A 23,501-nucleotide genomic window follows, 5' to 3' on the forward strand; every position below is an offset into this window, starting at 1 on the left:
CAGCGTTTTTTTCGAGTGATTGCGACATTCACCTATGAATTATTGCTGATTTATTTCTTCGTAATATGGCCCGATCGTCACGCCGGACGGCGCGCCACGAGGTTGCGCCATGCATGACGGAATTGGTCAACAGGGGCGAACAAATCAATGTGCGGAATCGACGGCTTTCTGAACAGCATCGCCTTCGATGAGGAGACAGCGCGCGGCACGCTCGCGCGCATGACGGCAAGCCTCGCGCATCGCGGGCCGGACGGGCAGGGGATCTGGGTCGACCCGGAAGCCGGCATCGCGCTCGGCCACCGGCGGCTCGCGATCGTCGACCTGTCGGTACACGGCCGACAGCCGATGGCATCGGCGTGCGGCCGCTACGTCATGGTCTTCAACGGCGAAATCTACAACCATCGCGAACTGCGCGCGGAGCTCGAGCGCGCGGGGCGCGCACCGGCGTGGCGTGGCCACTCCGACAGCGAGGTGCTGATCGCGGCGATCGTCGCGTGGGGTGTCGACGCGACGCTGCGGCGCGCGACCGGCATGTTCGCGTTCGCGCTGTGGAATCGTGCGTCGCGGGTGCTGACGCTCGCGCGTGACCGGATCGGCGAAAAGCCGCTCTACTACGGCCGGATCGGCGACGCGCTCGTGTTCGCGTCCGAGCTGAAGGCGCTGCGCGGCTATCCGGGCTTCGACGGCGAGATCGACCGCGACGCGCTGTGCCTGTACCTGCGCCAGTCGAGCGTGCCCGCGCCGCACACGATCTATCGCGGCATCCACAAGCTGCCGCCCGGCACGTATATCCAGTTCGAGCATGCGCGCGACACGCCGCGCCTGCGTGCGTACTGGACGCTCGAACAGGCGATCGAGGACGGTCGCGCGCAGCCGTTCAAGGGCAGCGCCGACGAGGCGGTGAGCCAGCTCGACACGGTCCTGCGCCAGGCCGTCGCGCGGCAGATGGAGGCCGACGTGCCGCTCGGCGCGTTCCTGTCCGGCGGCGTCGATTCGTCGACGATCGTCGCGCTGATGCAGGCGCAATCGTCGACACCGGTCGATACGTTCACGATCGGCTTCCACGAGGCCGGCTACGACGAAGCCGGTTATGCGAAGGCCGTCGCGCGTCATCTCGGCACGCGCCATACCGAGCTCTACGTGACGGCCGACCATGCGCTCGGCGTCGTGCCGAAGCTGCCGTCGATCTACGACGAGCCGTTTTCCGATGCATCGCAGATCCCGACCTTTCTCGTGTCGGAGCTGACGCGCCGGCATGTGAAGGTGAGCCTGTCCGGAGACGGCGGCGACGAGCTGTTCGGCGGCTACACGCGCTACTTCCTGACGCCGCGCCTGTGGCGCAAGCTGCATCGCGTGCCGGGCGCCGTGCGCGCGCGGATCGCGGCCGCGCTGCATGCGTTGCGGCCCGATCACGCGGACCAGCTTGCGGCTGTCGCGCAGGGTGCATGGGGCGGCGTGGAGGCACGCGAATCGGCGGCGCGCATCGGCGATCGCCTGCACAAGCTCGGCCACGTGATGACCGCCGAGAGCCGCATCGGGCTGTACCGGTTGCTGATGTCGTCGGTGCACCATCCCGAGCGCCTCGCGCTGTCGGGGCAGGAGCCGGCGACGCCGCTCGACACCGTATCCGCGTGGCCCGCGCACCTGAGCTTCGCCGAGCAGGCGATGGCGATCGACACGCTCACGTACCTGCCGACCGACATCCTCGCGAAAGTCGATCGCGCGGCGATGGCGGTGAGCCTCGAAACGCGCATGCCGTTCCTCGACCATCACGTCGTCGAATTCGCCTGGCGCGTGCCGGCGGAGGTGCGTTTGCCGGAAGGGCAGTCGAAGGCGCTGCTGCGCCGGCTGCTCGACCGGTACGTGCCGTCCGCGCTGATCGACAGGCCGAAGCAGGGCTTCTGCGCACCCGTCGATCACTGGTTGCGCGGTGCGCTGCGCGACTGGGCCGAGGCGCTGCTGCAGCCGTCACGGTTGCGCGAGGAAGGCTTCTTCGATGCGGCCGCGGTCGAGCGTCTGTGGCGGCAGCACGTGACCGGACGGATGAACTGGCAGCACCAGCTATGGACGGTGCTGATGTTCCAGGCGTGGCTGGAGGCGCAGCGCGCCGCATGAGTCGGCGCGCAGCGCGTCGTTACTGATCGAGGCAGCGCATGCAGCGCTGCTTCGCGTCGCTCGATTGCAGGCCGCGACACATCGTCATCACGGGCCGTGCATGGCACGAAGGAGGATCGGCGGAGGCCGCCGGCGAAGCTTGCCGGCGCGCGCGATCGGGCGGTGTGGTTGCAACGGCATCCATCCGTCGCTGGCGTGCGGGCGGCGTGTCGCGCCCGGCGCTGGCGTCATCCGGATTGCCCGATGTCGTCGACGCGACGTGAAGCGTGCTGTCGGTCACCGTGTTCGCCGCGTGCGCAACGGGCGGCGCGGTGCACGCGAGCGCGACCAGCGCGTACAGGCAGGCGACGACGGTTCGCGAATTGCGCATCTTCATGGTCATTTCATTCGTCCCGGGGCCGGTCGCGCGGAAGGCGCGTGGCTGCTGGGTCGATTGTAGGGACGGCAACGGCCGTGTGTCACGCCGGAATCCGTAGGCGCGGGCGGCGGCCGGAGTGGAAGTGACGAGGCGCGACGTTGTGCGGCCGCCGGCGCCCAAAAGCGACCGCCGCCCGGAGGCGGCGGTCGGGTCGCGACTGGCTGGCGGGCCGGGCGGCGTGCAGGCCGCGCCCGACGGGCGCGCCGCGAGGCGCTGCGCAACGACGCAGCGCGGTGGGGGGAGCGTTGCAGGCGCGCCGCGGGTAGGCAGCGCGCGGGGTAAATCGTCAGGCGTAGTCGGCGGCCATCACGGCCTGCGGTGCCGCGCGCAGGATCGGCGCGGCGTCGTGGCGCTCGACGTGCGTCATTGCCGCACCGAACAGCACCAGGCGATAGCCGACCGCGTAGATCGGAATGATCCGCAGGTTCTTGTCGTGATCGAGTTGCAGCTTCGAGCGGATACGCGAGATATGGGTGTCGAGCGTGCGCGACGACACGCCGAGTTCACGGCCCCACACGGCTTCCTGGATTGCCTGCCTCGGCACGATCTTGTTCATGTTGTCGAGCAGGAACTCGACGACATCGAATTCACGCGGCGTGACGTCGACGATCTTGTTGTCGATTTCGATCGTGCGGCGCACGAAGTTGATTTTTATGTTGTCGATGTACAGGTATTTGCAATCCATGGTGGCCCTCGCATGTCCATAAAGGAGTGTTTGCGGGTCCTGTGCTGCAACTTCCGGGCCAGGGAGAAGATCGTCACGTAACGACCGGGGCCGGCGCCCTAGCAGGCGGCGCTGCAGCCTTGAATTTAAAAGAATTTTTAACGCGGCACGCGCCGCGGATAGAAAAGGGGTCGGGGCGACCTTGAAGGATTGTTACGTAGCATCGGCGGGCGACGTTACGGGCGTTACGTTTGACGTAACGTGCGGGGGAGGCGGGTCAAAGTGCGGGTAACGTGTGCTCGGTTGGGGACGAGGAGAGCAGGGGCAGCCCTACATGGAACCCGACATGAACTTCGTAAAAATCCATATAAATCAGCGGCGTAAATGTATATCCAACCCTACATCGAACCCGACATTGAAGCAGGATGGCTGGCGTAAAAACGCCGGCCGCAGCGCAAACCGCGGCCGGCGTTCCGTCCCCTCATCAAGCCTTCGCGCTATCCGCCGAATCGAACGGCAGCACGTAATGCCGCTTGCCCGTTGCCGCGAAGATCGCGTTCGCGACCGCGGGCCCGACCGGCGCGACGCCCGGCTCACCCACCCCGGTCGGTGCTTCGGCCGACGGCACGATATGCACCTCGACCTTCGGCATTTCGGCCATCCGCAGCACGTGGTAGCCGTCGAAGTTGCGCTGTTCGACCTGGCCGTCCTTCAGCGTGATCGCGCTGTGCATCACTGCGCCGAGCCCGAAGCCGATGCCGCCCTCCATCTGCGCGGCGACGATGTCGGGATTGATCGCGATCCCGCAATCGACCGCGCACACCACGCGCTCGACCTTCACCTTGCCGTCCGCGTCGACCGACACCTCGGCCACCTGCGCGACATAGCTCTTGAACGCCTCGGCCACCGCGATCCCGCGCCCGCGGCCCTTCGGCAGCGGCTTGGCCGGGTCCCAGCCGGCCTTCTGCGCGGCCAGGTCCAGCACCGCACGCATGCGCGGCTCCTTCTCGAGCAGGTCGCGCCGGAATGCGTACGGATCCTTGCCTGCCGTGTGCGCGGCTTCGTCGATGAACGCCTCGACGGCGTACGCCGTGTGCGAGCTGCCGACCACGCGCCACCACAGCACGGGCACGCCCGTCTTCGCGGTGGTGAGCTCGACCGACACGTTCGGCACTGCGTACGGCAGGTTCGCCGCACCCTCGACCGACGTCGCGTCGACGCCGTTCTTGACCATGAACGCCTCGAACGGCGTGCCGGCGAGGATCGACTGGCCGACGATCCGGTGGCGCCAGCCGACCAGCTTGCCGTCCGCGGTCAGGCCCGCGTCGAGCTTGTGGAAGTACATCGGCCGGTAGAAGCCGCCCTGGATGTCGTCCTCGCGCGTCCATTGCAGCTTGACGGGTTTGCCGTCCGCGCCGAGCGCCTTCGCGATCGACACGGCCTCGACCACGTAGTCCGACCATGCGTTCGCACGCCGGCCGAAGCTGCCGCCCGCATACAGCGTGTGGATCTGCACCTGCTCGGGCTTCAGCCCTGCCGTCCGGGCCGCGTTGGCCTGGTCGACGGTCTGGAACTGGTCGCCGGCCCAGATTTCGCAACTGTCCGCCGTCAGCTTGACGACCGCGTCGAGCGGCTCCATCGGCGCGTGCGCGAGATACGGGAATTCGTACGTCGCGGCGATCTTGCGCGCGGCGCCCGCGATCGCCGCGTCGGCATCGCCGTCCTTGCGCGCCGACGTGCCCGGCTTGTCGGCGAGCTGCCGGTATTCGCGCATGATCTCGTCCGAGCTGCGCTTTTCGGCGTTCGCTTCGTCCCATTCGATCTTCAGCGCGTCGCGACCCTGTTTCGCGGCCCAGAAGCCGGTCCCGACGACCGCGACGCCGCCCGGCACCTGCACGACCGACACGACGCCGGGCACGGCCTTGGCCGCCGTCGCGTCGAACGACTTCACTGTCGCGCCGAAGCGCGGCGGGCGCTGCAGCAGCGCGACGCGCATGCCGGGGAAGGTCGTGTCGAGCGTGAAATGTGCGGTGCCGTTCGATTTCGCCGACGCGTCGACGCGCGGAATCCGGTGACCGATCAGCTTGAAATCGGCCGGCTGCTTCAGCGCGACCTTGTCCGGCACCGGCAGCTTCGACGCATCGGCAACGAGCGTGCCGTACGGCGCCGACTTGCCGCTCTTCGCGTGCGTGACGACGCCATTGGCGGTCGTCAGCTCGCCGGCGGGCACCTTCCAGCGAGCCGCGGCGGCCGATACCAGCATCGCGCGGGCCTTGCCGCCCGCTTCGCGCAACTGCTGCCACGAGTTCGCCATCGCGGAGCTGCCGCCCGTGCCCTGCATCGTGCCGAACGCGAGGTTCGCATAACGCTTCGCATCGGCCGGGGCGCTTTCGACGCGCACGCTCGACCAGTTGGCGTCGAGCTCTTCGGCGACGATCGTCGCGATGCCCGTATACGCACCCTGGCCGAGTTCGACGTGCTTCGCGATGACCGTCACGGTGCCGTCGGGCGTGATGCGCAGGAACGCGTTCGGCGCGAAATCGGCGGCTGGCTCGGTCGCGGCCAGCGCGCGGCGGCCGAGGCCGGCCCATTCGAAGCCGATGGTGAGGCTGACGGCGGCAGCTGCCCCCGCGGCCTTCAGGAACGTGCGGCGCGACGGACGCACCGACCCGGTGTTGTCGAGTTCGATCGTCATGGTCAGGCTCCCAGCGTCGCGGCCGCGTCGTGTATCGCGGCCCGGATGCGGGCGTAGGTCGCACAGCGGCACAGGTTGCCGTTCATCGCGGCGTCGATGTCCGCGTCGGTCGGCTTCGGGTTCTGTTCGAGCAGCGCGGTGGCCGACATGATCTGGCCGGACTGGCAGTAGCCGCACTGCGGCACCTGCAGCTTGACCCAGGCGGCCTGCACGGCATGCGCGGGCTTGCTCTGCAGGCCTTCGATCGTCGTGATGTGCTTGCCCGCGATGCCGGCGAGCGGCAGCACGCACGAGCGGACGGCCTGGCCTTCGAGATGCACCGTGCACGCGCCGCACTGCGCCATGCCGCAGCCGAATTTCGTGCCGGTCAGTCCCGCGTGTTCGCGAATCGCCCAGAGGACGGGCATCGACGGATCGGCGTCGAGCGTGACGTTCTTGCCATTGAGAACAAACGAGGTAGGCATTTTGTATGTCTCCGTGGGGAAAACCCGGCATGCGCCCGGTTAGCGGGCAGTGTGCGCGAGCAGCCGATTTTTGCGTCTACCCAATCCTGCAAATTTATTGAACAATCCTGCAAATCCCCGGCAGGTCGCGGGCGGTTTCGCTATGCTCCCGCGAGATGAGGAAATTGATCGAGGAAGCGTCATGGACATGACCGATATCGTGACGTCGCGCGAATCCGGGCGGCGCGAGCTGGCGACGCTGATCGGCCGATTCGCGCCCGCGGACGGCTCGCATTCGACGGCCGTGCCGGGTTTGATGCTGCACCGGCACACGCGGCCGGTCGATATGGGCTGCGGCGTGTCGCGGGCTGCGCTCGTGATCGCCGCGCAGGGCGCGAAGCGCGTGATCGTGGCCGGTCAGGCTTACGAGTACGACGCGCAGAATTGCCTGATTACCTCTATCGACTTGCCGATCCTGTCGCGCGTGACGCGCGCGTCGCCGGACGCGCCGTACCTGTGCCTGTCGCTGACGCTCGATCCGCAGCGCATCGTCGAGCTCGCGGCCGAGATGCGGCTGCCCGAACCTGACGCGGGCCCCGAAGGCGAGGGGATCGCGCTCGCCGAACTGACGCCGCCGCTGCTCGATGCCGCGCTGCGGCTGATGCGGCTGCTCGATACGCCGGCCGACATTCCGGTCGTCGCGCCGCTGATCGAAAAGGAACTGCTGTACCGGCTGATGACGAGCGGGCAGGGCACCCGGCTGCGGCACATGGCGATCGCGGGCAGCCAGACGCACCGGATCGCGCGCGCGATCGAATGGATCCGCGATCACTTCGCGGAGCCGATGCGCGTCGAGTCGCTCGCGCAGGCGGTCAACATGAGCGTGTCGTCGCTGCACCATCATTTCAAGCACGTGACGACGCTGAGCCCGTTGCAGTACCAGAAGCAGTTGCGGCTGCACGAGGCGCGGCGGCTGTTGCTGCGGCAGGGCGGCGATGTCGGGTCGGTGGCCGCCGTCGTCGGCTACGAAAGCGCGTCGCAGTTCAGCCGCGAATACAGCCGGCTGTTCGGCGCACCGCCGATGCGCGACGTCGTGCAGTTGCGGAGGAAGGAACTGCTCGGCTGATACGGCGGCTGGCGTGCCGCGCGCCGGCTTGGGTGCTGCTTGCCGCCGCGCCGTGGCGGGTAAGCATGGAGTGCAGCGTCGATGACATCGCGGTTATGGCCGACAGCCGGCCACTGACCATTGATGAAGAGACGTGAGGTTGCGCCGTGTTCAGGCAAACGAGATCACAAGCCGTTTGCCGCAAGCGGCTGCGTATTTGCGCAGTGTCGAGAACGACGGCGAATGCTTGTCGCTGGACAATGATGCTTCGAGGCGTGACACGGCCGACGCGGTGGTGCCCATGCGTTCTGCGACTTGCGCCTGGGTAAGGCCTGCGTCGCGACGCGCGGCAAGCAGGGCATCGAGCGCAGAAAATTCTTCCTCGAGCGCGTCATATGCCGTCTTCACGGCCGGGTCGGCAAGCAAGCGCTTTGTGTCTGCCTTCGTGTGCCGAACCGGTGCGTATCCGTCATCCCGCGCGCGTGCGGGGCGTGCTGCCTTAGCCATTGTCTTGTACCTCCTTCATTCGTTTTCGGGCGATCTTCAATTCGCTGTCCGGGGTTTCCTGCGTCTTCTTGACGAAGGAGTGAAGGACAACGATTTCCTGGCCGACGTGCATGCAATAGAAAACGCGCCCGATGCCTTCGCGACCCTTGGGGCGCAATTCAAAGAGACCGCCACCCATCGCCCGAGAGTGCGGCATGCGCAGGTCTGCCCCGTACGACTCCATCAATTCAAGCAGCCTCAGATAGCTGGCAAGAATCCCTGCAGGCAAGGCGAACACTTCACGTTTGATGCGCGCGTTGTAATAGCTGACGGTCCAGTTCATTCGCGCATGTTAGCAAATATGCTAACTTTTGGCAAAGGAGGAAACGCGCATGAAAGTTGGCGACGCGCGGCGTCGCGCCGGTTGGCCGGTGGGGTATGACCGCCGGCTCACGCCCCTGTCAGCCGGAGCGAACGCGTGGCCTGTTCACGACCGTGCCGTGGCGCCGCCCGGCAGTCAGCGCTCCTCGTTCATTGCGCAACCACCGTCGTCTGCAGGAACGTCGGCGCGATCCGCCAGTCCGGCACGTAATGCGCCGGCCACGCGCCGGGCGTATCGACCGCGTTGAAATACACCACGGCCTTCAGCAGCGGATAGCGCCACAGCGATCGCTGGAATTCCTCGAGTTCCTCGCGCTTGCGCGAACTGGACCCGTCGACGCCGAGTTCCGTGACCATCACCGGCAGCCCGTAGTCGGTCACCCGCTCGTACTTGGTCCGCAGGATGCTCGCGGCGGACGCATGGCCGCCGGCCGGCCAGATCGCGCAGCGCGGGCAGTCGAATACGGACAGGCCGACATCGTCCACATAGCCGCGACCGGGAAAATAGTCGTCGAGGTTCCGGTTGCCGGCCGGCGACCACACGAAGCGGATCTGGTCGGTCATCGTGCGGCACGCGGTCACGACCCGCCGGTACGCATCCACGTAGGCCGGCGCATCGCCGATGGCCCACGGATAGCGCCCGGTGTCGGCCTCCATCTCGTGGCCCCAGCGCACGAACACGGGGCCCTTCAACGCGGCGAGCGCCGAGCAGGTGGCCGCGATCCGCGCGTCGTAGCGCCCGTGCGCGATATCCGCGAGCAGCGCGCCTTGCCGCGTGTCGCCGGCTGCCCATGGCTCGACGGTCAGCATCAGCGAGCGGTTGCGCGCCTGCGCGCTCCGGTAGGCGGCGTCGATTTCCGCGCGGATGTCGGGCGCGTTCCACGACACGAACACATGGTCGAACGCGAGATCCCGGTCGGCCGCGAGCGTGTTCTCGGGATCGTATGCGCCGAGTTCGGGCTGCTTCACCGGTTCGCCCGGTACGGGCGCGACCACGGCCGGCAAACCCGAGCGCCACATCATCGCCTGCCATCCTTTCGGCGCGCGCAGCCCGATGCCCGAGAGCAGTATCGCGAGCGCGAACACGAACAGCGCGTTGCGCACGGGCAGGCGGCTGAAGAACATCTGCCGGAACGCCGACCAGTCGAGCCCTTGCTCCCTGCCGTGATTCACCGTGATGACGGCCGCGATCACGAGATACAGGATGCTCGTCAGCGTCGAGAACAGATAGAAGCCGGCGGCGTTGCGCGGATTCTCGACCGTGACGACGGGCAGGCTGCAGAACAGCGAGATCAGCAGGTAGGGCGCGACCACGCGCAGCGGCGCGTCCTGTTCGATCGTGCCGCCCTTCGGTGTGACCTTGAACGGAAATTCCTTGCCGCGCACGCAGTCGAATACCGCCGACGCGCAGCCGAGCACGACCCATGGCCAGCGCGCGAACACGAACGACAGCCCTTCCCACGACAGCAGCTTCGTATTCAGCGGGCGGCATGACTGGGTCGAATGCGTGGCCCAGGTCACGACGCACAGGATCAGCACGGTCAGCGGCAGCGCGTACGTGAGATACGCGAGGTAGTCGACGTGTGCCCACACGCGGCCGGTGAGCAGCGCGACGACCGGAATCACGACGCTGCCGGCCATCGCGAGCGCGCACAGCGGGTACCACAGCTGGCAGAACAGGAACTGCGCCTTCAGCTTCAGCGGCAGCCCCATGAAATAGTGGCGCGTGTAGCGCAGCATGATGATCATCACGCTCTTGGACCACTGGAATTCCTGCGTGGCCAGGTCGCCGAACGTGCGCGGCCCTTCGCCGTTCGCGATCGCGTTCAGCGCATGCATGCCGCGCCAGCCCTTCGAATTGAAGATCATCGTGGTCGAGTGATCCTCGGCGAGCTCGGGCCCGAGCCCGCCGATCTCGCGCAGCGCGCGGCAGCGCACCGCATAGTGCGAGCCGATGCACAGCGGCGCGAGGCCGCCCGCATAGCCGGCCTGCATCGTGCCGTGCAGCGGTCCCTCGACGTTCACGCGCCCGCGCGCGCTCCAGCTTTCGGCCGCGTTGCTGTCGCAGATGCTCGGTGCCGACACGTAGCCGATTTCCGGATCGACGAACGGCCGTAGCATCTCCTCGAGATAGGTGCGGGTCGGCACGTGATCGGCGTCGAGCTGCGACACGAAATCGTAGTTGTCGTAGCCAACCATGTCGTAGAAGTACGCGAGATTGCCTTCCTTGCATTGGGTGCGGCGCGGCCAGCTGGTGCGGTGATACGCGGTTACGCCACGCCGCGTCGACACGAATACGCCGTGCTCGCGGCACCAGTCGAGCGTCTCGGGCGACGGGTCTTCATCGGCGAGCCATGTATCGTGCGGGTAGGTCTGGTCGAGCATCGCGAGCAGCGTCGTGCGGACGATGTCGAACGGCTCGGACGGCGCCTTGGTGACGACCATCGCGACGCGCCAGTCGCGCGGCACCGGCAGCGCGGGGTTCGGCACGACCGCCGAGCGGATGATGAAGATGAAGTAGCCGGGAATGAAGGTGGTCCAGAACAGCACGAAGCAGTTGACGCCGAAGCGGAACGCGTCGACGTAGTGCTCGTCGCGCAGCCACCAGCGCCAGAAGATGCCCAGCGCGACGAACCAGCACAGCGCGAGGATCTGGAAGATGAATTTGGTCCCGCCGTCCATCAACGGGACGAGCAGCGGGACGTCTGCTTGCAGCGATGCGGTGCGATCCGCTTCGGAATCGGTGGTGTCGGCGGTATCCGGCGAAAGGCCGCCGGCAAGCGACGCAACCAGCTTCTTCATGGTGCTCTCCCGTCAAGGTCAGACCATCAGTCCTGAAGCAGGCCGCGCTGCGGCCGGGTGTCCTCGCTTGCGTGCGGTTGTTCCGGTGCAGGGTCCGCCGGTGTGCGCTTGCTGCACGAGCGGCCCACGCGTTCGTAGCGGCGAAAGCCGCTGTCGACGGCCAGCCGTTCGCTGAACAGGTTGCGCATGTCGAGCATCACGGGATCGGCCATGTGATCCGCGAGGTCGGCGAGATCGAGTGCCTCGAATGCCTTCCATTCGGTCATCACCACGACGGCGTCCGCGCTGCGCACCGCGTCGATCGCGGAGCCCTCCATGAATACCTGCGGCAACAGTCGCGACGCCTCGTGCGGACGCGCCGGGTCGTACGCGCGGATATGCGCGCCCGCGCCGACGAGCAACTGGATCACGTCGATGCTCGGGCTTTCGCGCACGTCGTCGGTCTGGCCTTTGAACGTGAGGCCGAGCACCGCGATGCGCTTGTCCTTGATCGAGCCGCCACACGCCTTCTCGATGCGGCGCAGGATCTGCTCCTTGCGCAGCGCGTTCGATTCGATCGCCGCGCTGACGATGCGCAGCGGCACCGCATGTTCGGAGGCCGTCGCCTTCAGCGCGCGCGTGTCCTTCGGGAAGCACGAGCCGCCCCAGCCGGGGCCGGCCTTCAGGAACGATGCGCCGATGCGGCGGTCGAGGCCCATGCCGTTCGCGACCAGTTCGACATCGGCGCCGACTGCTTCGCACAGGTCCGAGATCTCGTTGATGTAGCTGATTTTCACCGCGAGGAACGCATTCGCCGCGTATTTCACGAGTTCGGCCGTTTCGATCTCGGTCGCGAGCACGAGATGGCCGCTCGCTTCGAGCGGCGCATAGATGGCCTTCATGATCTCGATCGCGCGTGGATGCTCGGCGCCGAACACGACGCGGTCAGGATGCATGAAATCGTCGATCGCCGAACCTTCGCGCAGGAACTCCGGATTCGATGCGATCGCCGCGTCGACGCCCGCCGGCGCGCAGCGTTCGACGATTTGCTTGACGACCCGGTTGGTGCCGACCGGCACGGTCGACTTCGTGACGACGACCGCGAAGCTGGTCAGGTTCGACGCGATCTCGCGCGCGGCCGCCTCGACGTACTGCAGGTCTGCCTGGTCGGTACCAGGCAGCGTCGGCGTGCCGACGGCAATGAACACCGCGTCGCGATCGCACACGCTCGCCGCGAGGTCGCTGCTGAAGCGCAGCGTGCCGCGTTCGACGTTGCGTGCGACGACGGCGTCGAGGCCCGGTTCGTAGATCGGCATGCGGCCTTCGTTCAGCGCGTCGATCTTGCCGCGATTGTTGTCGATGCAGACGACGTCATGCCCGAGATCCGCAAAGCACGCGCCGCTCACCAGCCCGACGTAACCGGTGCCGACGATGGCAATCCGCACATTCATGGTGATTCCCCTGGGTGGCGTTCAAGGAAACTTGCTTCACTTGCCGGATTCGAATTGCAGCTCCTTCTGAAACCACGCCGCGGCGTGTTCGATCATCGGTTCGATCGCGGTGAAACTCGGCCGCCAGCCGAGCACGAGCGCGGCTTTCGTGGCGTCGGCGTACAGCTCGGGCGGGTCGCCCGGGCGGCGAGCGGCCGTCACCGTCGGCACGCGGCGGCCCGTCACGGCCTCGACGGCGCGCAGCGCGTCGAGCACCGAGGTCCCTTTGCCGGTACCGAGATTCAACGCGACGCTGTGGCCGCCGCCGCATAGATAGGCGGTCGCCTTCAGGTGCGCGTCGGCGAGGTCGCTCACGTGCACGTAGTCGCGAATCGCCGAGCCGTCGGGTGTCGGGTAGTCGGTGCCCATCACGTGGAACGCGTGGCCCGTGCCGAGTGCCGCGCGGATCGCGAGCGGCAGCGCGTGCGTTTCCGGTTCGTGGCATTCGCCGATCATGCCGTCGGGGTCCGCGCCCGCCGCGTTGAAGTAGCGCAGCGCGACCCACTTCAATCCGTACGCGCGCTCGAAATCGGCGGCCATCCGTTCCATTGCGTACTTGGTGAAGCCGTACGGATTGATCGGCCGCTGCGGCGTGCGCTCCGAGATCGGCAGCATGTCCGGAATGCCGTACGTCGCGCACGACGACGACATCACGATCCGGCCGATACCGGCCGCGCGCATCGCGCTCAGCAGCGTGCAGGTGCCCGTGACGTTGACCGTGTAATAGCGCTCGGGAGCGAGCACCGATTCGCCGACGTAGGCGAGGGCGGCGAAATGGATCACGACGTCGGGCCGATGCGCGGCGAACGCCTTCGACAGCGCGTCGCAATCGAGAATGTCGGCTGCAACGAGCGGCCCCCACCGAACGGCATCGCGATGGCCGGTCGACAGGTTGTCGTAGGCGACCGGCTCGTGTCCCGCTGCCGCGAGCGCCTTGCAGGTATGGCTGCCGATATAGCCCGCTCCGCCTGTCACGAGCACCTTCATGCCGTGGCCCCGGTCATGCGCAGCACCGGCTCGAGCCATAGTTCCCGGCTGAAATAGTCGACGGTGCGGCGCAGGCCCTCGTCGAGATCGACGGCCGGCCGCCAGCCGAGCTCGGCCGACGCGATCGAGATGTCGGGCCTGCGCTGGTGCGGATCGTCGATCGGCAGCGGACGGAACACGATCTCCGATTTCGAGCCCGTCATCGCAAGCACTTTCTGCGCGAGTTCGATCATCGTGAATTCGCCGGGGTTGCCGATGTTGACCGGCGTGCCGACGTTGCGCCCGGCGCCCATCAGGCAGAAGAAGCCGTCGATCAGGTCACTGGCGAAGCAGAACGAGCGCGTCTGCCTGCCGTCGCCGTAGATCTCGAGCGGCGCGCCGTTGAGCGCGCCGACGATGAAGTTCGACACGACGCGGCCGTCGCGCGGCGACATTCGCGGGCCGTAGGTGTTGAAGATACGCGCGACGCGCACGTCGATGCTGTGCGTGCGGTAGTAGTCGTAACACAGCGCCTCGGCCGCGCGCTTGCCTTCGTCGTAGCACGCGCGCGGGCCGATCGTGTTCACGTTGCCGCGATAGGTTTCCGTTTGCGGATGCACGCCCGGGTCGCCGTAGATCTCGCTGGTCGACGCCTGGAACACGCGCGCGCCGGTCTTGCGCGCGAGCGCAAGGCAGTGGTTCATGCCGAGCACGTTCGTCATCATCGTATGGACGGGATCGAGCTGGTAGGTGGGCGGCGATGCCGCGCACGCGAGATTCCAGATCTCGTCCACCTGCAGTTGCGGCAGGCCGAGCGATACGTCGCCCTTCACGAACTCGAAGCGGCCGGACGCTTTCAGGTCGGCGACGTTGAGCTTGCGACCCGTCAGCAGGCTGTCGATGCACGTGACGGATGCGCCTTCCATGACCAGGCGCTCGCATACGTAGCTGCCGAGAAAGCCGGCGCCGCCCGTGACGAGGATGCGCTGACCGGCGCGCGTCTCGAGCGCGACCCTGTCATTCATGGCTTTCACCTTCGTCGTTCAGCTCCGGGAGCCACACGTCGATCAGCTCGACGGCGGCGCGCACGCGTTCCATCCCGCTGCACGGGTAGCGTTTCGGCAAGCGCCGGTTCGCATGAGCCGATGTCGACGAAGCACCGCGACAGGCGCTCCGGTTTCGCTGACTACCCCGTTGATGCTTGAACGACGCAAGCGTCGATCGATCGGTGGTGATCTTCATCGCCGTTTCCCCGATACGCTGATTGACGAGCGGCCGCCGTCCGTGATCTTGTGCCTGGGCGTGCCGCTCGGTGAGAGCCGGACATCAGGCAATCGGCATGCCATGGACGATGCCGTCACGATGCGCACGGGCGCGGCGGCGCGATTGCCGCGCAATATGCGCGCTTCTGTTTCATGCATGAATCGTGGGGACAGGAAAGCGGGCTGGCCCATTGCCGGATCGATGCCATTCGATACGACGAAACGCACGATAAATCAGGCTTTTGCGTGGATGGCTTCGTCAAACAGGTGTTGAATGGAAATGTTTCATCAATGAGAAATGCGCCGATAACGGATTAAAAACGTTACTCGAATGTGCGGCTCGTCTGGAAATTCGGTGCATGAAAGGTGGGGCGAACGAAAATGAAAAAATGATGCACGGGTTCCGGCGGAGGTCGCGTGTTTTCATTTGTTTTAATTATTACGCCGTAACGAAAGTTTTATTTTTTACGGTCATTTCGACGCTCGAGCGACGTGTGATCCTGTCGGTATTTTCACGGATGAATCAAATTCGTTCCGGTCGTCAGCGCAAACGTGTGTCGACGGCTTGCTGGAGGCTGCTGTATCGGGCTGTTCGGGCCCGGCGCCGGGCGAATCGATTCTCGTTTGTGATGGCGCGGGAGGGGGCCGCATGCGCCGCGCCCCACGGTTCGCAAGCGGAAATGCCGGCGCCGCCCGCCTTGCGCGGCCGTGCGCTTCTCAAGTTTGAAACACCCGTTCATCTGGCCGTCCGGCGTAGGCCCGCGAGCCGGATTCGTCCGTCTAATCCGGCGATTGCTTCGCGGCGCTCAACGATCGCCGCGGGTGTCAAACCGCTATTGCGATACATTCCTGAAACAAAAAATGTCGTTCCTGGCGGTACGGGCTGTCGTGGCGGCCGTTTGCCGGGTGCAATCTGCGGTGGAATAACGCGTGGCACGCTGCTTGCGGTACTGGACGCACCGGCGAGCGGTCGACACGAAGTAACGAAGAGGTGGGGCGGCCAACTCGTCAATAAGCAGTCGGGGAAACGGCGATGAAGACCATAAGCAGTAGGTTGATCGGCGCGTACTTTGCGCATCAATGGGGTAGTCGGAAAGACCGGGGGGACGCTCGCGACGCTGTGCCAGCTTCGCGGGTTGCGCTGTCCCGGCTTCTTGCCCGCCGCGCGCTTCGCGTGCTGGCGCGGTTATCGCGCCGCACGGCAGTCGGGCGACAGCGGTACTCGCTTTCATTCAGTTCACCCGGATGGATCAGGCTGTTCGTGCCGGACAGCGTGATGCCGATTCGTCTTCGGCCGTGCAGGGTCGCTTCGATCGCGCCTGGCCCATGCCAGCGCCGGCCGGATTAGATCGAACGCCCGTCGGCCGGATTATCCGGAAGACCTTTCGTCGCTAGCTCAGGGAGAAGACATGCCACCTGGCTTCCATGCAGGCCCGTTGTCGCCCGGATAAAGGGTGTATTTAAGACAGCTCTGCATTTTGCGGTGGTTAATGTATTCGCGGATTTTCGATTCCGGAATGGGGTGCCGCATGCCGGCACGCTATCCGGCGGGGTATCGAATGTCGCGGGCCGGAAAGATGTGCGCATCGTTCCGGTTTATCAAGTAATGGTGTTTTCGTTATAAAGCCAATGTTCATAAAAATAATCGAAAACACCTATCAAAAAAATTTGGATAACTAAAAATCACGAGGCTAAGCTTCGTCTGGCCAAATTCACAAAAAAACTGAATTCAAAAGGCATCAGGTTTTTATTAATTGTATAGTGATCCTTAATTTTTGAGGATTGCTCAAGTCAGGAAGATTGATGGCGTGCGATCTTCCTGGCTCATTCCGTCCACGCCGTTTTGGAGTCGACCATGAAGAAGCTTCTGATTGCAGCAGCAGTTCTGGCGGTTTCGGGTGCAGCGTTCGCCGGCAGCGGCACGGTGTCGAGCAGCAGCTCGTCGAGCGGCGGTTCGACGATGGCTGGCGTTGCAGGGTTCGGCCATTTCACCGCGACCGATTCCGGCTCGGCACTCGGTGCAGCCGGCGCAGTTGCCGGTGGCCCGGGGAGCGGTTCGATCTCGTACACGAACCACACCCAAACGTCGTCGGTTGGCGGCTTCGGCTTCGGTGGCGCGCAAGCAGGCGGCAACAGCGGCGCGAATGCCGGTTCGATCGGCTGGACGTATCACCACTAAGCCGCGACGCGTAGCGTTCGTCATTGGCTGGCGGTACGGATGCCGGGTTCCGCTCGATGGGGGTAGACCCGGCTCCGCCACCGCCGAACTTACTCACAGCAAGGAATTGCTATGAAAGCCAAAGTGATTTTCGCGACAGCGCTCACCGTCATTTCGTCGGCTGCATTGGCAGCAGGTTCCTCCACGACCAACCAGACGCAATCCGTTGCGGCGGGTGTTTCCGGTTCGGTCCTGGTCGGCTCCGGCAGCTATACCAGCAATTCGACTTCGACGGCGGGCGCGAACGCGGGCAGTACGGTGACACCCGCTGGTTCCGCCGGCACGGCATCCGCCTTCCACAACACGACTTCGACGGCCAGCGGTTCGGGCACGAACGGGGGCGCGTTCGCGGCAGGCGGCGGTATCGGTGCCGCAGGCTCGTACGGTGGAAACAGCAGCACGAACGAGAACGCGAATGCGCTCTCGGGTGGGGTGAGCGCCACGATCGTACTCGGCGCAAACCACTACACGGCCTCGAGCGCCAACGACCAGGGCAATGCCAACGCGGGTGCCGCTGGGCTGACCGGCAGTGCTGGGTCAGGCGCGATCACGGGTTCGAATCACTACAACTCGTCGACCGTATGGAGTACCGGTCCGGCCGGCTCGCCGTCCGCATCGGGCGGAAGCCAGGGCAGTGCAAGTGCGACCGGAAGCAGTCATTAGTCAGGTGTGGGGGGACCAGTTTCCCAGCGACGCTGGTCTCTTTTCTCCACATTGTTGTCACGTAAGGAGTTGGCATGAAGCAGAAACTGATTGCCGCCGCTCTGATGCTCGCGTCTTTGACGGCGTATGGCGCTGACCGTATTGCCAACGACGTGCAATCGAATTTGCAGACGTCAAACAACCCTGACCAGACAACCAAACCGTCAGAACAACAAACGCTTTCTTCGGGCAGTGCCATCGGTGGACCAGACGCCCAGCAGTGGCAGGGTATGTCGGCCGGCTCGTGGTCCCAGCTGGGTAACGGCTGGAAACAGTTCGGGGAAGCAGGCAAAGCTGAAGGGAATCAGGGGAACTAGTACGGTTGCCTGGGTGGGAGGTCAAACCTCGTCCGGAGAGTGAAATGAACAGCAACAGGATCAAGGTGGCATGCGCAGCGATGTTCGCGATGACCACGATCGGCGCCCAAGCGCAAACCGCCGATTCGACTTCGAGCGCGCAGTCGTCGACGTCGTCGACGGCGGTCAGCCAGGGTGGCGGCTCGAGCATGAACACGAACACCACAAGCTCGCGCGGCGGTAACGCCACCAGCTCCAGCGGGGTTCGCAGCAGCGGCAATTCGAGCGTGAACGTGAACGTGACGATGCCGTCCAGCACGAGTGGCGGCACGAACGTGACGCCGCAGTCGCTGCAGTCATCCGGCGCGCCCGGCACCAACCCGTACAACACCCAGTCGGCGGAAAACGTCAATTACTCGGGTACGCAGACGATCAAGACGAACCCCGCGATCCAGGCGCCGGGCCTCACGACCACGCTGTCCGATACCTGCATGGGGTCGGTGAGCGTTGGCGTGTCGTTCCCGGGGTTCGGCGCGACGGGCGGCACGACGCTGGTCGACCAGGCCTGCGTCCGGCGTCTCGATGCGCGTGAATTTCGTGCGATGGGCCTGACCGACGTGGCGCTCGCGCTGCTCTGCCAGAGCGACGCGAACCGGCGTGCGGTGGAAGCGACCGGGCACCTGTGCCCGGGCACGACCGCGCCGCTCGCCCGTTCGAACGTGGCACCGAGCGCAGAAGCGACAGTCGCCGACGACGTGAAGTATCACGATCCGATCGTGCGCGACCGCATGGGCTTGCCGCCGCTGGGCGCTGCCGCGCCGGCACCGGTGCAGACCCGCCCGGTGGCGACGACCGCGGTGCAGGCGGCACCCGTGTCGGTGCCGGTACCGGTGCCCGTGCCGTCGATCGCGCCGATTGCCGCCGCGCCGGCAGTGGCCGCACCGGCTGTTGCTGCTGCCGCACCGGCAGTGGCGGCGCCGGCTGTTGCCGCCGCTCCGGCCGTCGCAGTACCCGCCGTTGCAGCCGCGGCACCGGTCGCAGCCGCAGCGCCTGCCGTGGCAGCCGCGCCTGCTGTCGCCGCCGCCGCACCCGCAGCCTCGGTCGTACCGGCAGCCTCGGTCGTACCGGCTGCCGCGATCGCAGCCGTGCCGGCTGCCGCCGTGATCGCTGCACCGGCAGTTGCGGACAAGGCATCGCCAGTGCCCGCCGCGCCGGTCGCCGACACGAAGGCACCCGATCCCGTGCAGCCGGTGGCCGACAAGGCGCCGGAGCCCGCACCGGCGGTGGCCGACAAGGCGCCCGAAGCCGCACCGGCGGTCGCCGACAAGGCGCCCGAGCCTGCACCGGCAGTTGCCGACAAGGCACCCGATCCCGTGCAGCCCGTCGCCGACAAGGCGCCGGAGCCGATGCCGGCCGCAACCGACAACGCAGCGCAAGCCGCTGCCGCGCCGGCTGCGGACACGATGCCGGCTCCTGCCGTCGTCGCGGTGCCTGCAGCCGATGTCGCGATGCCTGCACCGGCAGCCGATGCGAAGGCCGCCGAGCCGGCTCCGGTCGCCGCGGAAGCGCCCGCACCGGAAGCCGCGCAGCCTGCCGCAGCCGCAGCGCCTGCCGACATGCCGGCAGCCGACGCGAAGGTGCCGGACGAGGCAGCGGCGCAGCCCGCCGACATGCCGGCGTTGTCCGATCCGGCGCAAGGATTGCCGCCGGCTTCGGTCGACCAGCAGGCCGCCCCGGCTGCACCGGTCGTGCCGGCTCCGGCTGTCATCTCGACGAGCACGTCGTCGTAAGCACACGGGTCGGTCTCCCGTGCGGCCGGAACGCCGGCCGCGCGGGAGTCGTTCGGCCCCGCTGCCCGACGGTCGTGTCCTGTTTGAAGGGTGTTGGTCCCATCCCCGAGGTCAACACCTCTTTTTGCCTGACGAGGATGCAAGGAGGCCTCAATCATGAGGATCTTTTTGGTCGCTCTGTTGTTGTACAGCGCGCAAGCCGCCGCGCAGGCGGTATTCCAGAACCCGGCGGTCTTCGTGATCCTGGGCGAGCAGACCGCGGCCAACGCCGTGAGCGTCGAGCAGGCGCTGACGACGCTCGGTCGCGCCGACAACACGGCATGCGCGCCGATGATGATGATCGGCGATCCGCAGATGATCTACATGATGCCGGAGGAAGGCCACGCGCCGTCGTGGCAATCGCCGGTGTACGGCCGTGGCGCGCCGTTCGAAGCGCAGAACGGGCCGTCGCCGACCGGCAAGACGGTCGGCGCGATGCAGCATGCCGAGGACATGCAGACGCTGCCATGGAGCGACGGCAGCGCGATCACGCAGAAGATCGCCGGCGAGTCGAGCGTGACGGCGGCGGACCGGGTGAGCGGGTGGCAGCGCAACGGGCTCAACTCGATCGAGACGGCCCGCGCGACGGAAGTGACGATGAACGGCAAGACCTACCGGGCCTATCGTGACGACCTCAACGGTTCCGCGAAGCCGGTCGTCGAGCCGCAGATCTACACGCAGCGCGTCGTGTTCTGCCGATAACGAAACGTCAATCCGAGGACGGCCCGGCGACGCGCCGCGGGACCACGATGCCCCGCCCCACGTGATCCGGCAACGGCCGTTTCGACAACCAACCCAAACGACGAGGCCATCGTGAACTATTGCTGCCAGATCAGGGTGTCGGGCCCGCAGGATCTCGAACGCGATGCGGGTACGGCGCCGTTCGTGGCCGTCCGGCGCAACCATGTCGTACCGTCGCGGCCGCTCGTCTACCTGTCGCAACAGCACGATGCCGCGCTCGTCGACTGTCTCGCGTCGCGCGGCTGGGACGTGTGGCGCGCGAAAACCGTTGCGGACGCACTGAATCTCGTCAGGGCGAACCGCCCGCATGCGGGCATCGTCGATTTCGGCGGCTTCGCGTCGCCCGACGTCACGTCGTTCGAGGCGCTGCTGCGCGACCCGCGCATCGGCTGGGTCGCGCTCGCCGACGATGAGCGGCTGCGGGATCTCGTCATCGCGCGCCTGATTCGCCATTGCTGCTTCGACTACGTGCGCAATGCGACCGCGTATACGACGATCGGCTATCTGGTCGGCCATGCGTACGGGATGCTGACGCTCGCCGACGGCAGCCCGGACGCCGATGCGGCGCCCCCCGGCGGCACGATGATCGGCTCGTGCGACGCGATGCGCCGGCTGTTCGCGACGATCCGCAAGGTCGCGAACACGGACGCCACCGTATTCATCGCTGGCGAATCCGGCACCGGCAAGGAGCTGACGGCGGCGGCGATTCACCAGCAGTCGTTGCGCGCCGACGCGCCATTCGTTGCCGTGAACTGCGCGGCCATTCCGTCGACGTTGCTGCAGGCCGAGCTGTTCGGCCATGAGCGCGGCGCGTTCACGGGTGCGCACCAGCGCAAGATCGGCCGTATCGAGGCCGCGCACGGCGGGACGCTGTTTCTCGATGAAATCGGCGACATGCCGTTCGAGAGCCAGGCGAGCCTGCTGCGCTTCCTGCAGGAAGGCACGATCGAGCGCCTCGGCGGGCACGCGTCGATTCCGGTGGACGTGCGGATCGTGTCGGCGACCCATGTCGATCTCGAGGCCGCGATGCAGGCGGGGCGGTTCCGTGCCGACCTGTACTACCGCCTGTGCGTGCTGCGCATCGACGAGCCGCCGCTGCGCGTGCGCGGCCGCGACATCATGCTGCTCGCCGACTACGTGCTGCGGCGCTATCGCGGCGACAGTTCGCACCGGATTCGCGGCTTCATGCCGTGCGCGGTCGAAGCGATCCACAACTATCCGTGGCCAGGCAACGTGCGCGAGCTGATCAACCGGATCCGGTTCGCGGTCGTGATGACGAACGGCCCGATGATCTCGGCCGCCGATCTCGAACTGCACCAGTACACGTCGCGGCAGCCGCCGACGCTCGCCGAAGCGCGCCGGCACGCCGAGCGGCGCGCGATCGAGGAAACGCTGATGCGCCACCGCCACCAGCATGCGGACGTGGCGGCCGAGCTGGGGATCTCGCGCGCGACGCTGTATCGGCTGATGACCGCGCACGGGCTGCACGGCTGACGCACGCGGCGCGCAGCCGCTCAAGACCGCGCGACGTCGGCCGTTAAAACATGAAACGGCCCGTCCGGACCGCCTGCGCAGCGACGCGCGCGGCCGGCACGCGGCGCATCACGCTTATCCGAGGTTATCGTGGCAGAGTGCAGTCACTGCGGCAGGACGTTCCTGGTCGGCGGGCGGTCGATCGACGGCCGCCGCTATTGCGGTTCGGCATGCGCCCGGGCGCATCCGGTCGTCGTCGAGGCAGACCGGTTGCCCGATGCGAAGGTCTGGGAGTACGTGCACGACTGGCGTTACGGGCCGTGCCCGATCTGCCGTCGCGACGACCGGCCGGTCGATGTCCATGCGTCGCATCGCGTCGTGTCGCTGCTGTTCGTCACGCGCTGGGCGACGCGGCGCCACGTGTGCTGCCGGCGTTGCGGCCGCAGGAAGCAGGCGCTCGCGCTGCTGGCGTCGGCCGCGTTCGGCTGGTGGGGGCTGCCGTGGGGCCTCGTACTGACGCCGATCCAGCTCGCGCGCAACGCGCTCGGGCTGGCCGCGCGCGATCCGGAGGTCGCGACGCAGCAGTTCGAGCAGCTCGTGCGGCGCAAGCTGGCGGCGCGCCGGCTGCGGCGCGCGCGGCCCGGCGCCGGCGCGTGAGCGCGCGGCCCGGCGTGCCGCGCGCGATCAGGCGGCCGGCCGCTCGAAGCCCGATGCGACCCAGCGCTCGGCACTGGCCTTGTTGAGCTTGAAACCGGCCGACACCTTGGCTTCGGCCAGCAGCTCGCCATACGGATCGAATGCCTTGAGCTGCGCGTACGGCTCGAACTCGTCCGGCACGATGTCGAGCGTCACCGACACCTCCTCGCCGTCCTCGCCCTGAACCGTCACTTCCTTGTGCAGCATCGCGCGCCGCTGCTGCTCGTGGCGCATCAGCACCTCGGTCGCGGTTTTCACGAGCGTGCGGAACGCGTTCGCGTCCATCGGCTTCGGGTTCTTCTTGTCGCGGCCCATGGTCCACGGCCCGACGAGCGCGGGCTCGGACTCGCCGTCCTTGATCATCTCGACGGCCCAGCCGTCGTCGTCTTCGTTCTTGATGATGCGGGCCGTCCAGCCGTTGTCGCGCCAGAGGCCGTTTTCGTGGATGGAGGTGTCGTCGGATTGCAGGTCGGATTCGGTCATGAGGAGTGCGGGGCGTACGGGCCACCCTAGTACGGGCGCCGGCAACAGGGCGGCGGCGCGCGGCCGGCATCGGCGCGTCGCTCGCCGCCCGGGGGCCGGCGCGGCATGCAAAGGCGTCGATTTTACCTGCTGGCCGGCCGCTTGGCCCGCGCAGCCCGCCACGTTGGCCATCCGGTCGATGTCCGCAGATACCTGCCGCTCCGTGCCGGCCGCTCGAACCGGCGCAAATATCAAACTCGTATTACGTCCCGGACGGT

General features: G+C 66.6%; 20 protein-coding genes and 1 pseudogene. 10 read left to right on the forward strand and 11 right to left on the reverse strand.

Annotated elements, in window-relative coordinates; all coding sequences use genetic code 11:
- The first annotated feature begins 147 nt into the window (after nt 1-147).
- Nucleotides 148-2,115 (forward strand): asparagine synthase (glutamine-hydrolyzing), encoded by a 1,968-nt coding sequence (asnB, locus tag HAV18_RS26720; protein WP_166962105.1) that lies wholly within the window; start codon nt 148-150, stop codon nt 2,113-2,115.
- Between the two features lie 19 nt (nt 2,116-2,134).
- On the opposite strand, the pseudogene HAV18_RS26725 reads toward asnB, so the two are convergent.
- From HAV18_RS26725 to HAV18_RS26740, 4 genes and pseudogenes are all read right to left on the reverse strand, one after another.
- Nucleotides 2,135-2,326, reverse strand: a pseudogene (locus tag HAV18_RS26725) (lytic transglycosylase); the annotation flags it as partial.
- A gap of 493 nt (nt 2,327-2,819) precedes the next feature.
- Nucleotides 2,820-3,218 (reverse strand): winged helix-turn-helix domain-containing protein, encoded by a 399-nt coding sequence (locus HAV18_RS26730; RefSeq protein ID WP_166962108.1) that lies wholly within the window; start codon nt 3,216-3,218, stop codon nt 2,820-2,822.
- 463 nt (nt 3,219-3,681) lie between these two features.
- Nucleotides 3,682-5,892 carry a xanthine dehydrogenase family protein molybdopterin-binding subunit gene (locus tag HAV18_RS26735; RefSeq protein WP_166962111.1) on the reverse strand — a complete coding sequence of 737 codons (2,211 nt, stop codon included), beginning with the start codon at nt 5,890-5,892 and terminating at the stop codon, nt 3,682-3,684.
- A 2-nt stretch (nt 5,893-5,894) separates the two neighbouring features.
- Nucleotides 5,895-6,356 (reverse strand): (2Fe-2S)-binding protein, encoded by a 462-nt coding sequence (locus tag HAV18_RS26740; RefSeq protein ID WP_011354470.1) that lies wholly within the window; start codon nt 6,354-6,356, stop codon nt 5,895-5,897.
- A gap of 181 nt (nt 6,357-6,537) precedes the next feature.
- Between HAV18_RS26740 and HAV18_RS26745 the strand changes: the two genes are divergently transcribed.
- Entirely contained in the window at nt 6,538-7,461 is a 924-nt protein-coding gene (locus HAV18_RS26745; protein ID WP_166962114.1) for an AraC family transcriptional regulator, read from the forward strand.
- Between the two features lie 150 nt (nt 7,462-7,611).
- Here the strand turns inward: HAV18_RS26745 and HAV18_RS26750 are convergent, their stop codons facing one another.
- The 6 genes from HAV18_RS26750 to HAV18_RS26775 form a co-directional block, all read right to left on the reverse strand.
- Nucleotides 7,612-7,947 carry a helix-turn-helix transcriptional regulator gene (locus tag HAV18_RS26750; RefSeq protein WP_166962117.1) on the reverse strand — a complete coding sequence of 112 codons (336 nt, stop codon included), beginning with the start codon at nt 7,945-7,947 and terminating at the stop codon, nt 7,612-7,614.
- A complete protein-coding gene (locus tag HAV18_RS26755; protein ID WP_166962120.1) occupies nt 7,940-8,269 on the reverse strand; it encodes a type II toxin-antitoxin system RelE/ParE family toxin in 330 nt (109 codons plus the stop codon). The genes HAV18_RS26750 and HAV18_RS26755 overlap by 8 nt, the downstream gene beginning before the upstream one ends.
- Nucleotides 8,270-8,457: 188 nt before the next feature.
- The gene (locus tag HAV18_RS26760) at nt 8,458-11,109 is read right to left on the reverse strand and encodes a glycosyltransferase family 2 protein (protein ID WP_166962123.1); all 2,652 of its coding nucleotides are present in this window, start codon (nt 11,107-11,109) and stop codon (nt 8,458-8,460) included.
- A 26-nt stretch (nt 11,110-11,135) separates the two neighbouring features.
- Nucleotides 11,136-12,539 (reverse strand): UDP-glucose/GDP-mannose dehydrogenase family protein, encoded by a 1,404-nt coding sequence (locus HAV18_RS26765; RefSeq protein WP_166962126.1) that lies wholly within the window; start codon nt 12,537-12,539, stop codon nt 11,136-11,138.
- Nucleotides 12,540-12,575: 36 nt separating this feature from the next.
- Entirely contained in the window at nt 12,576-13,565 is a 990-nt protein-coding gene (galE, locus tag HAV18_RS26770) for a UDP-glucose 4-epimerase GalE (RefSeq protein WP_166962129.1), read from the reverse strand.
- Nucleotides 13,562-14,569 (reverse strand): UDP-glucuronic acid decarboxylase family protein, encoded by a 1,008-nt coding sequence (locus HAV18_RS26775; RefSeq protein WP_166962132.1) that lies wholly within the window; start codon nt 14,567-14,569, stop codon nt 13,562-13,564. The genes galE and HAV18_RS26775 overlap by 4 nt, the downstream gene beginning before the upstream one ends.
- On the opposite strand from HAV18_RS26775, the gene HAV18_RS40060 reads away from it, so the two are divergent.
- From HAV18_RS40060 to HAV18_RS26815, 8 genes are all read left to right on the forward strand, one after another.
- Nucleotides 14,568-15,080: a hypothetical protein gene (locus tag HAV18_RS40060; RefSeq protein ID WP_243771771.1), complete on the forward strand. Its 513-nt coding sequence runs from the start codon at nt 14,568-14,570 to the stop codon at nt 15,078-15,080. The two genes, HAV18_RS26775 and HAV18_RS40060, sit on opposite strands and share 2 nt — an antisense overlap.
- Nucleotides 15,081-16,661: 1,581 nt before the next feature.
- Nucleotides 16,662-16,985, forward strand: a complete 324-nt coding sequence (locus HAV18_RS26785; RefSeq protein ID WP_166962135.1) for a hypothetical protein — start codon at nt 16,662-16,664, stop codon at nt 16,983-16,985.
- 111 nt (nt 16,986-17,096) lie between these two features.
- On the forward strand, nt 17,097-17,687 hold the full coding sequence (locus HAV18_RS26790; protein WP_166962137.1) for a hypothetical protein: 591 nt from the start codon (nt 17,097-17,099) through the stop codon (nt 17,685-17,687).
- A 74-nt stretch (nt 17,688-17,761) separates the two neighbouring features.
- Nucleotides 17,762-18,043, forward strand: a complete 282-nt coding sequence (locus tag HAV18_RS26795) for a hypothetical protein (RefSeq protein ID WP_011354481.1) — start codon at nt 17,762-17,764, stop codon at nt 18,041-18,043.
- 44 nt (nt 18,044-18,087) lie between these two features.
- On the forward strand, nt 18,088-19,812 hold the full coding sequence (locus HAV18_RS26800) for a chemotaxis protein CheA (protein ID WP_166962140.1): 1,725 nt from the start codon (nt 18,088-18,090) through the stop codon (nt 19,810-19,812).
- 156 nt (nt 19,813-19,968) lie between these two features.
- Nucleotides 19,969-20,553 carry a hypothetical protein gene (locus HAV18_RS26805; RefSeq protein WP_166962143.1) on the forward strand — a complete coding sequence of 195 codons (585 nt, stop codon included), beginning with the start codon at nt 19,969-19,971 and terminating at the stop codon, nt 20,551-20,553.
- Between the two features lie 111 nt (nt 20,554-20,664).
- Nucleotides 20,665-22,086: a sigma-54 dependent transcriptional regulator gene (locus tag HAV18_RS26810; protein ID WP_166962146.1), complete on the forward strand. Its 1,422-nt coding sequence runs from the start codon at nt 20,665-20,667 to the stop codon at nt 22,084-22,086.
- 129 nt (nt 22,087-22,215) lie between these two features.
- Nucleotides 22,216-22,722 (forward strand): hypothetical protein, encoded by a 507-nt coding sequence (locus HAV18_RS26815; RefSeq protein ID WP_166962148.1) that lies wholly within the window; start codon nt 22,216-22,218, stop codon nt 22,720-22,722.
- Nucleotides 22,723-22,749: 27 nt separating this feature from the next.
- Here HAV18_RS26815 and HAV18_RS26820 read toward each other — a convergent pair whose 3' ends face one another.
- The gene (locus HAV18_RS26820) at nt 22,750-23,244 is read right to left on the reverse strand and encodes a hypothetical protein (RefSeq protein WP_166962151.1); all 495 of its coding nucleotides are present in this window, start codon (nt 23,242-23,244) and stop codon (nt 22,750-22,752) included.
- Nucleotides 23,245-23,501: the final 257 nt, after the last annotated feature.

It is taken from the genome of Burkholderia sp. D-99 (genome assembly GCF_011605345.1).
GTDB lineage: Bacteria > Pseudomonadota > Gammaproteobacteria > Burkholderiales > Burkholderiaceae > Burkholderia.

What these genes read in the sequence shown, in the direction of transcription:
- asnB (WP_166962105.1), top strand. Translation starts at nt 148, where the DNA reads ATGTGCGGAATCGACGGCTTTCTGAACAGCATCGCCTTCGATGAGGAG.
- HAV18_RS26730 (WP_166962108.1), bottom strand. Translation starts at nt 3,218, where the DNA reads ATGGATTGCAAATACCTGTACATCGACAACATAAAAATCAACTTCGTG.
- HAV18_RS26735 (WP_166962111.1), bottom strand. Translation starts at nt 5,892, where the DNA reads ATGACGATCGAACTCGACAACACCGGGTCGGTGCGTCCGTCGCGCCGC.
- HAV18_RS26740 (WP_011354470.1), bottom strand. Translation starts at nt 6,356, where the DNA reads ATGCCTACCTCGTTTGTTCTCAATGGCAAGAACGTCACGCTCGACGCC.
- HAV18_RS26745 (WP_166962114.1), top strand. Translation starts at nt 6,538, where the DNA reads ATGGACATGACCGATATCGTGACGTCGCGCGAATCCGGGCGGCGCGAG.
- HAV18_RS26750 (WP_166962117.1), bottom strand. Translation starts at nt 7,947, where the DNA reads ATGGCTAAGGCAGCACGCCCCGCACGCGCGCGGGATGACGGATACGCA.
- HAV18_RS26755 (WP_166962120.1), bottom strand. Translation starts at nt 8,269, where the DNA reads ATGAACTGGACCGTCAGCTATTACAACGCGCGCATCAAACGTGAAGTG.
- HAV18_RS26760 (WP_166962123.1), bottom strand. Translation starts at nt 11,109, where the DNA reads ATGAAGAAGCTGGTTGCGTCGCTTGCCGGCGGCCTTTCGCCGGATACC.
- HAV18_RS26765 (WP_166962126.1), bottom strand. Translation starts at nt 12,539, where the DNA reads ATGAATGTGCGGATTGCCATCGTCGGCACCGGTTACGTCGGGCTGGTG.
- galE (WP_166962129.1), bottom strand. Translation starts at nt 13,565, where the DNA reads ATGAAGGTGCTCGTGACAGGCGGAGCGGGCTATATCGGCAGCCATACC.
- HAV18_RS40060 (WP_243771771.1), top strand. Translation starts at nt 14,568, where the DNA reads ATGGCTTTCACCTTCGTCGTTCAGCTCCGGGAGCCACACGTCGATCAG.
- HAV18_RS26775 (WP_166962132.1), bottom strand. Translation starts at nt 14,569, where the DNA reads ATGAATGACAGGGTCGCGCTCGAGACGCGCGCCGGTCAGCGCATCCTC.
- HAV18_RS26785 (WP_166962135.1), top strand. Translation starts at nt 16,662, where the DNA reads ATGAAGAAGCTTCTGATTGCAGCAGCAGTTCTGGCGGTTTCGGGTGCA.
- HAV18_RS26790 (WP_166962137.1), top strand. Translation starts at nt 17,097, where the DNA reads ATGAAAGCCAAAGTGATTTTCGCGACAGCGCTCACCGTCATTTCGTCG.
- HAV18_RS26795 (WP_011354481.1), top strand. Translation starts at nt 17,762, where the DNA reads ATGAAGCAGAAACTGATTGCCGCCGCTCTGATGCTCGCGTCTTTGACG.
- HAV18_RS26800 (WP_166962140.1), top strand. Translation starts at nt 18,088, where the DNA reads ATGAACAGCAACAGGATCAAGGTGGCATGCGCAGCGATGTTCGCGATG.
- HAV18_RS26805 (WP_166962143.1), top strand. Translation starts at nt 19,969, where the DNA reads ATGAGGATCTTTTTGGTCGCTCTGTTGTTGTACAGCGCGCAAGCCGCC.
- HAV18_RS26820 (WP_166962151.1), bottom strand. Translation starts at nt 23,244, where the DNA reads ATGACCGAATCCGACCTGCAATCCGACGACACCTCCATCCACGAAAAC.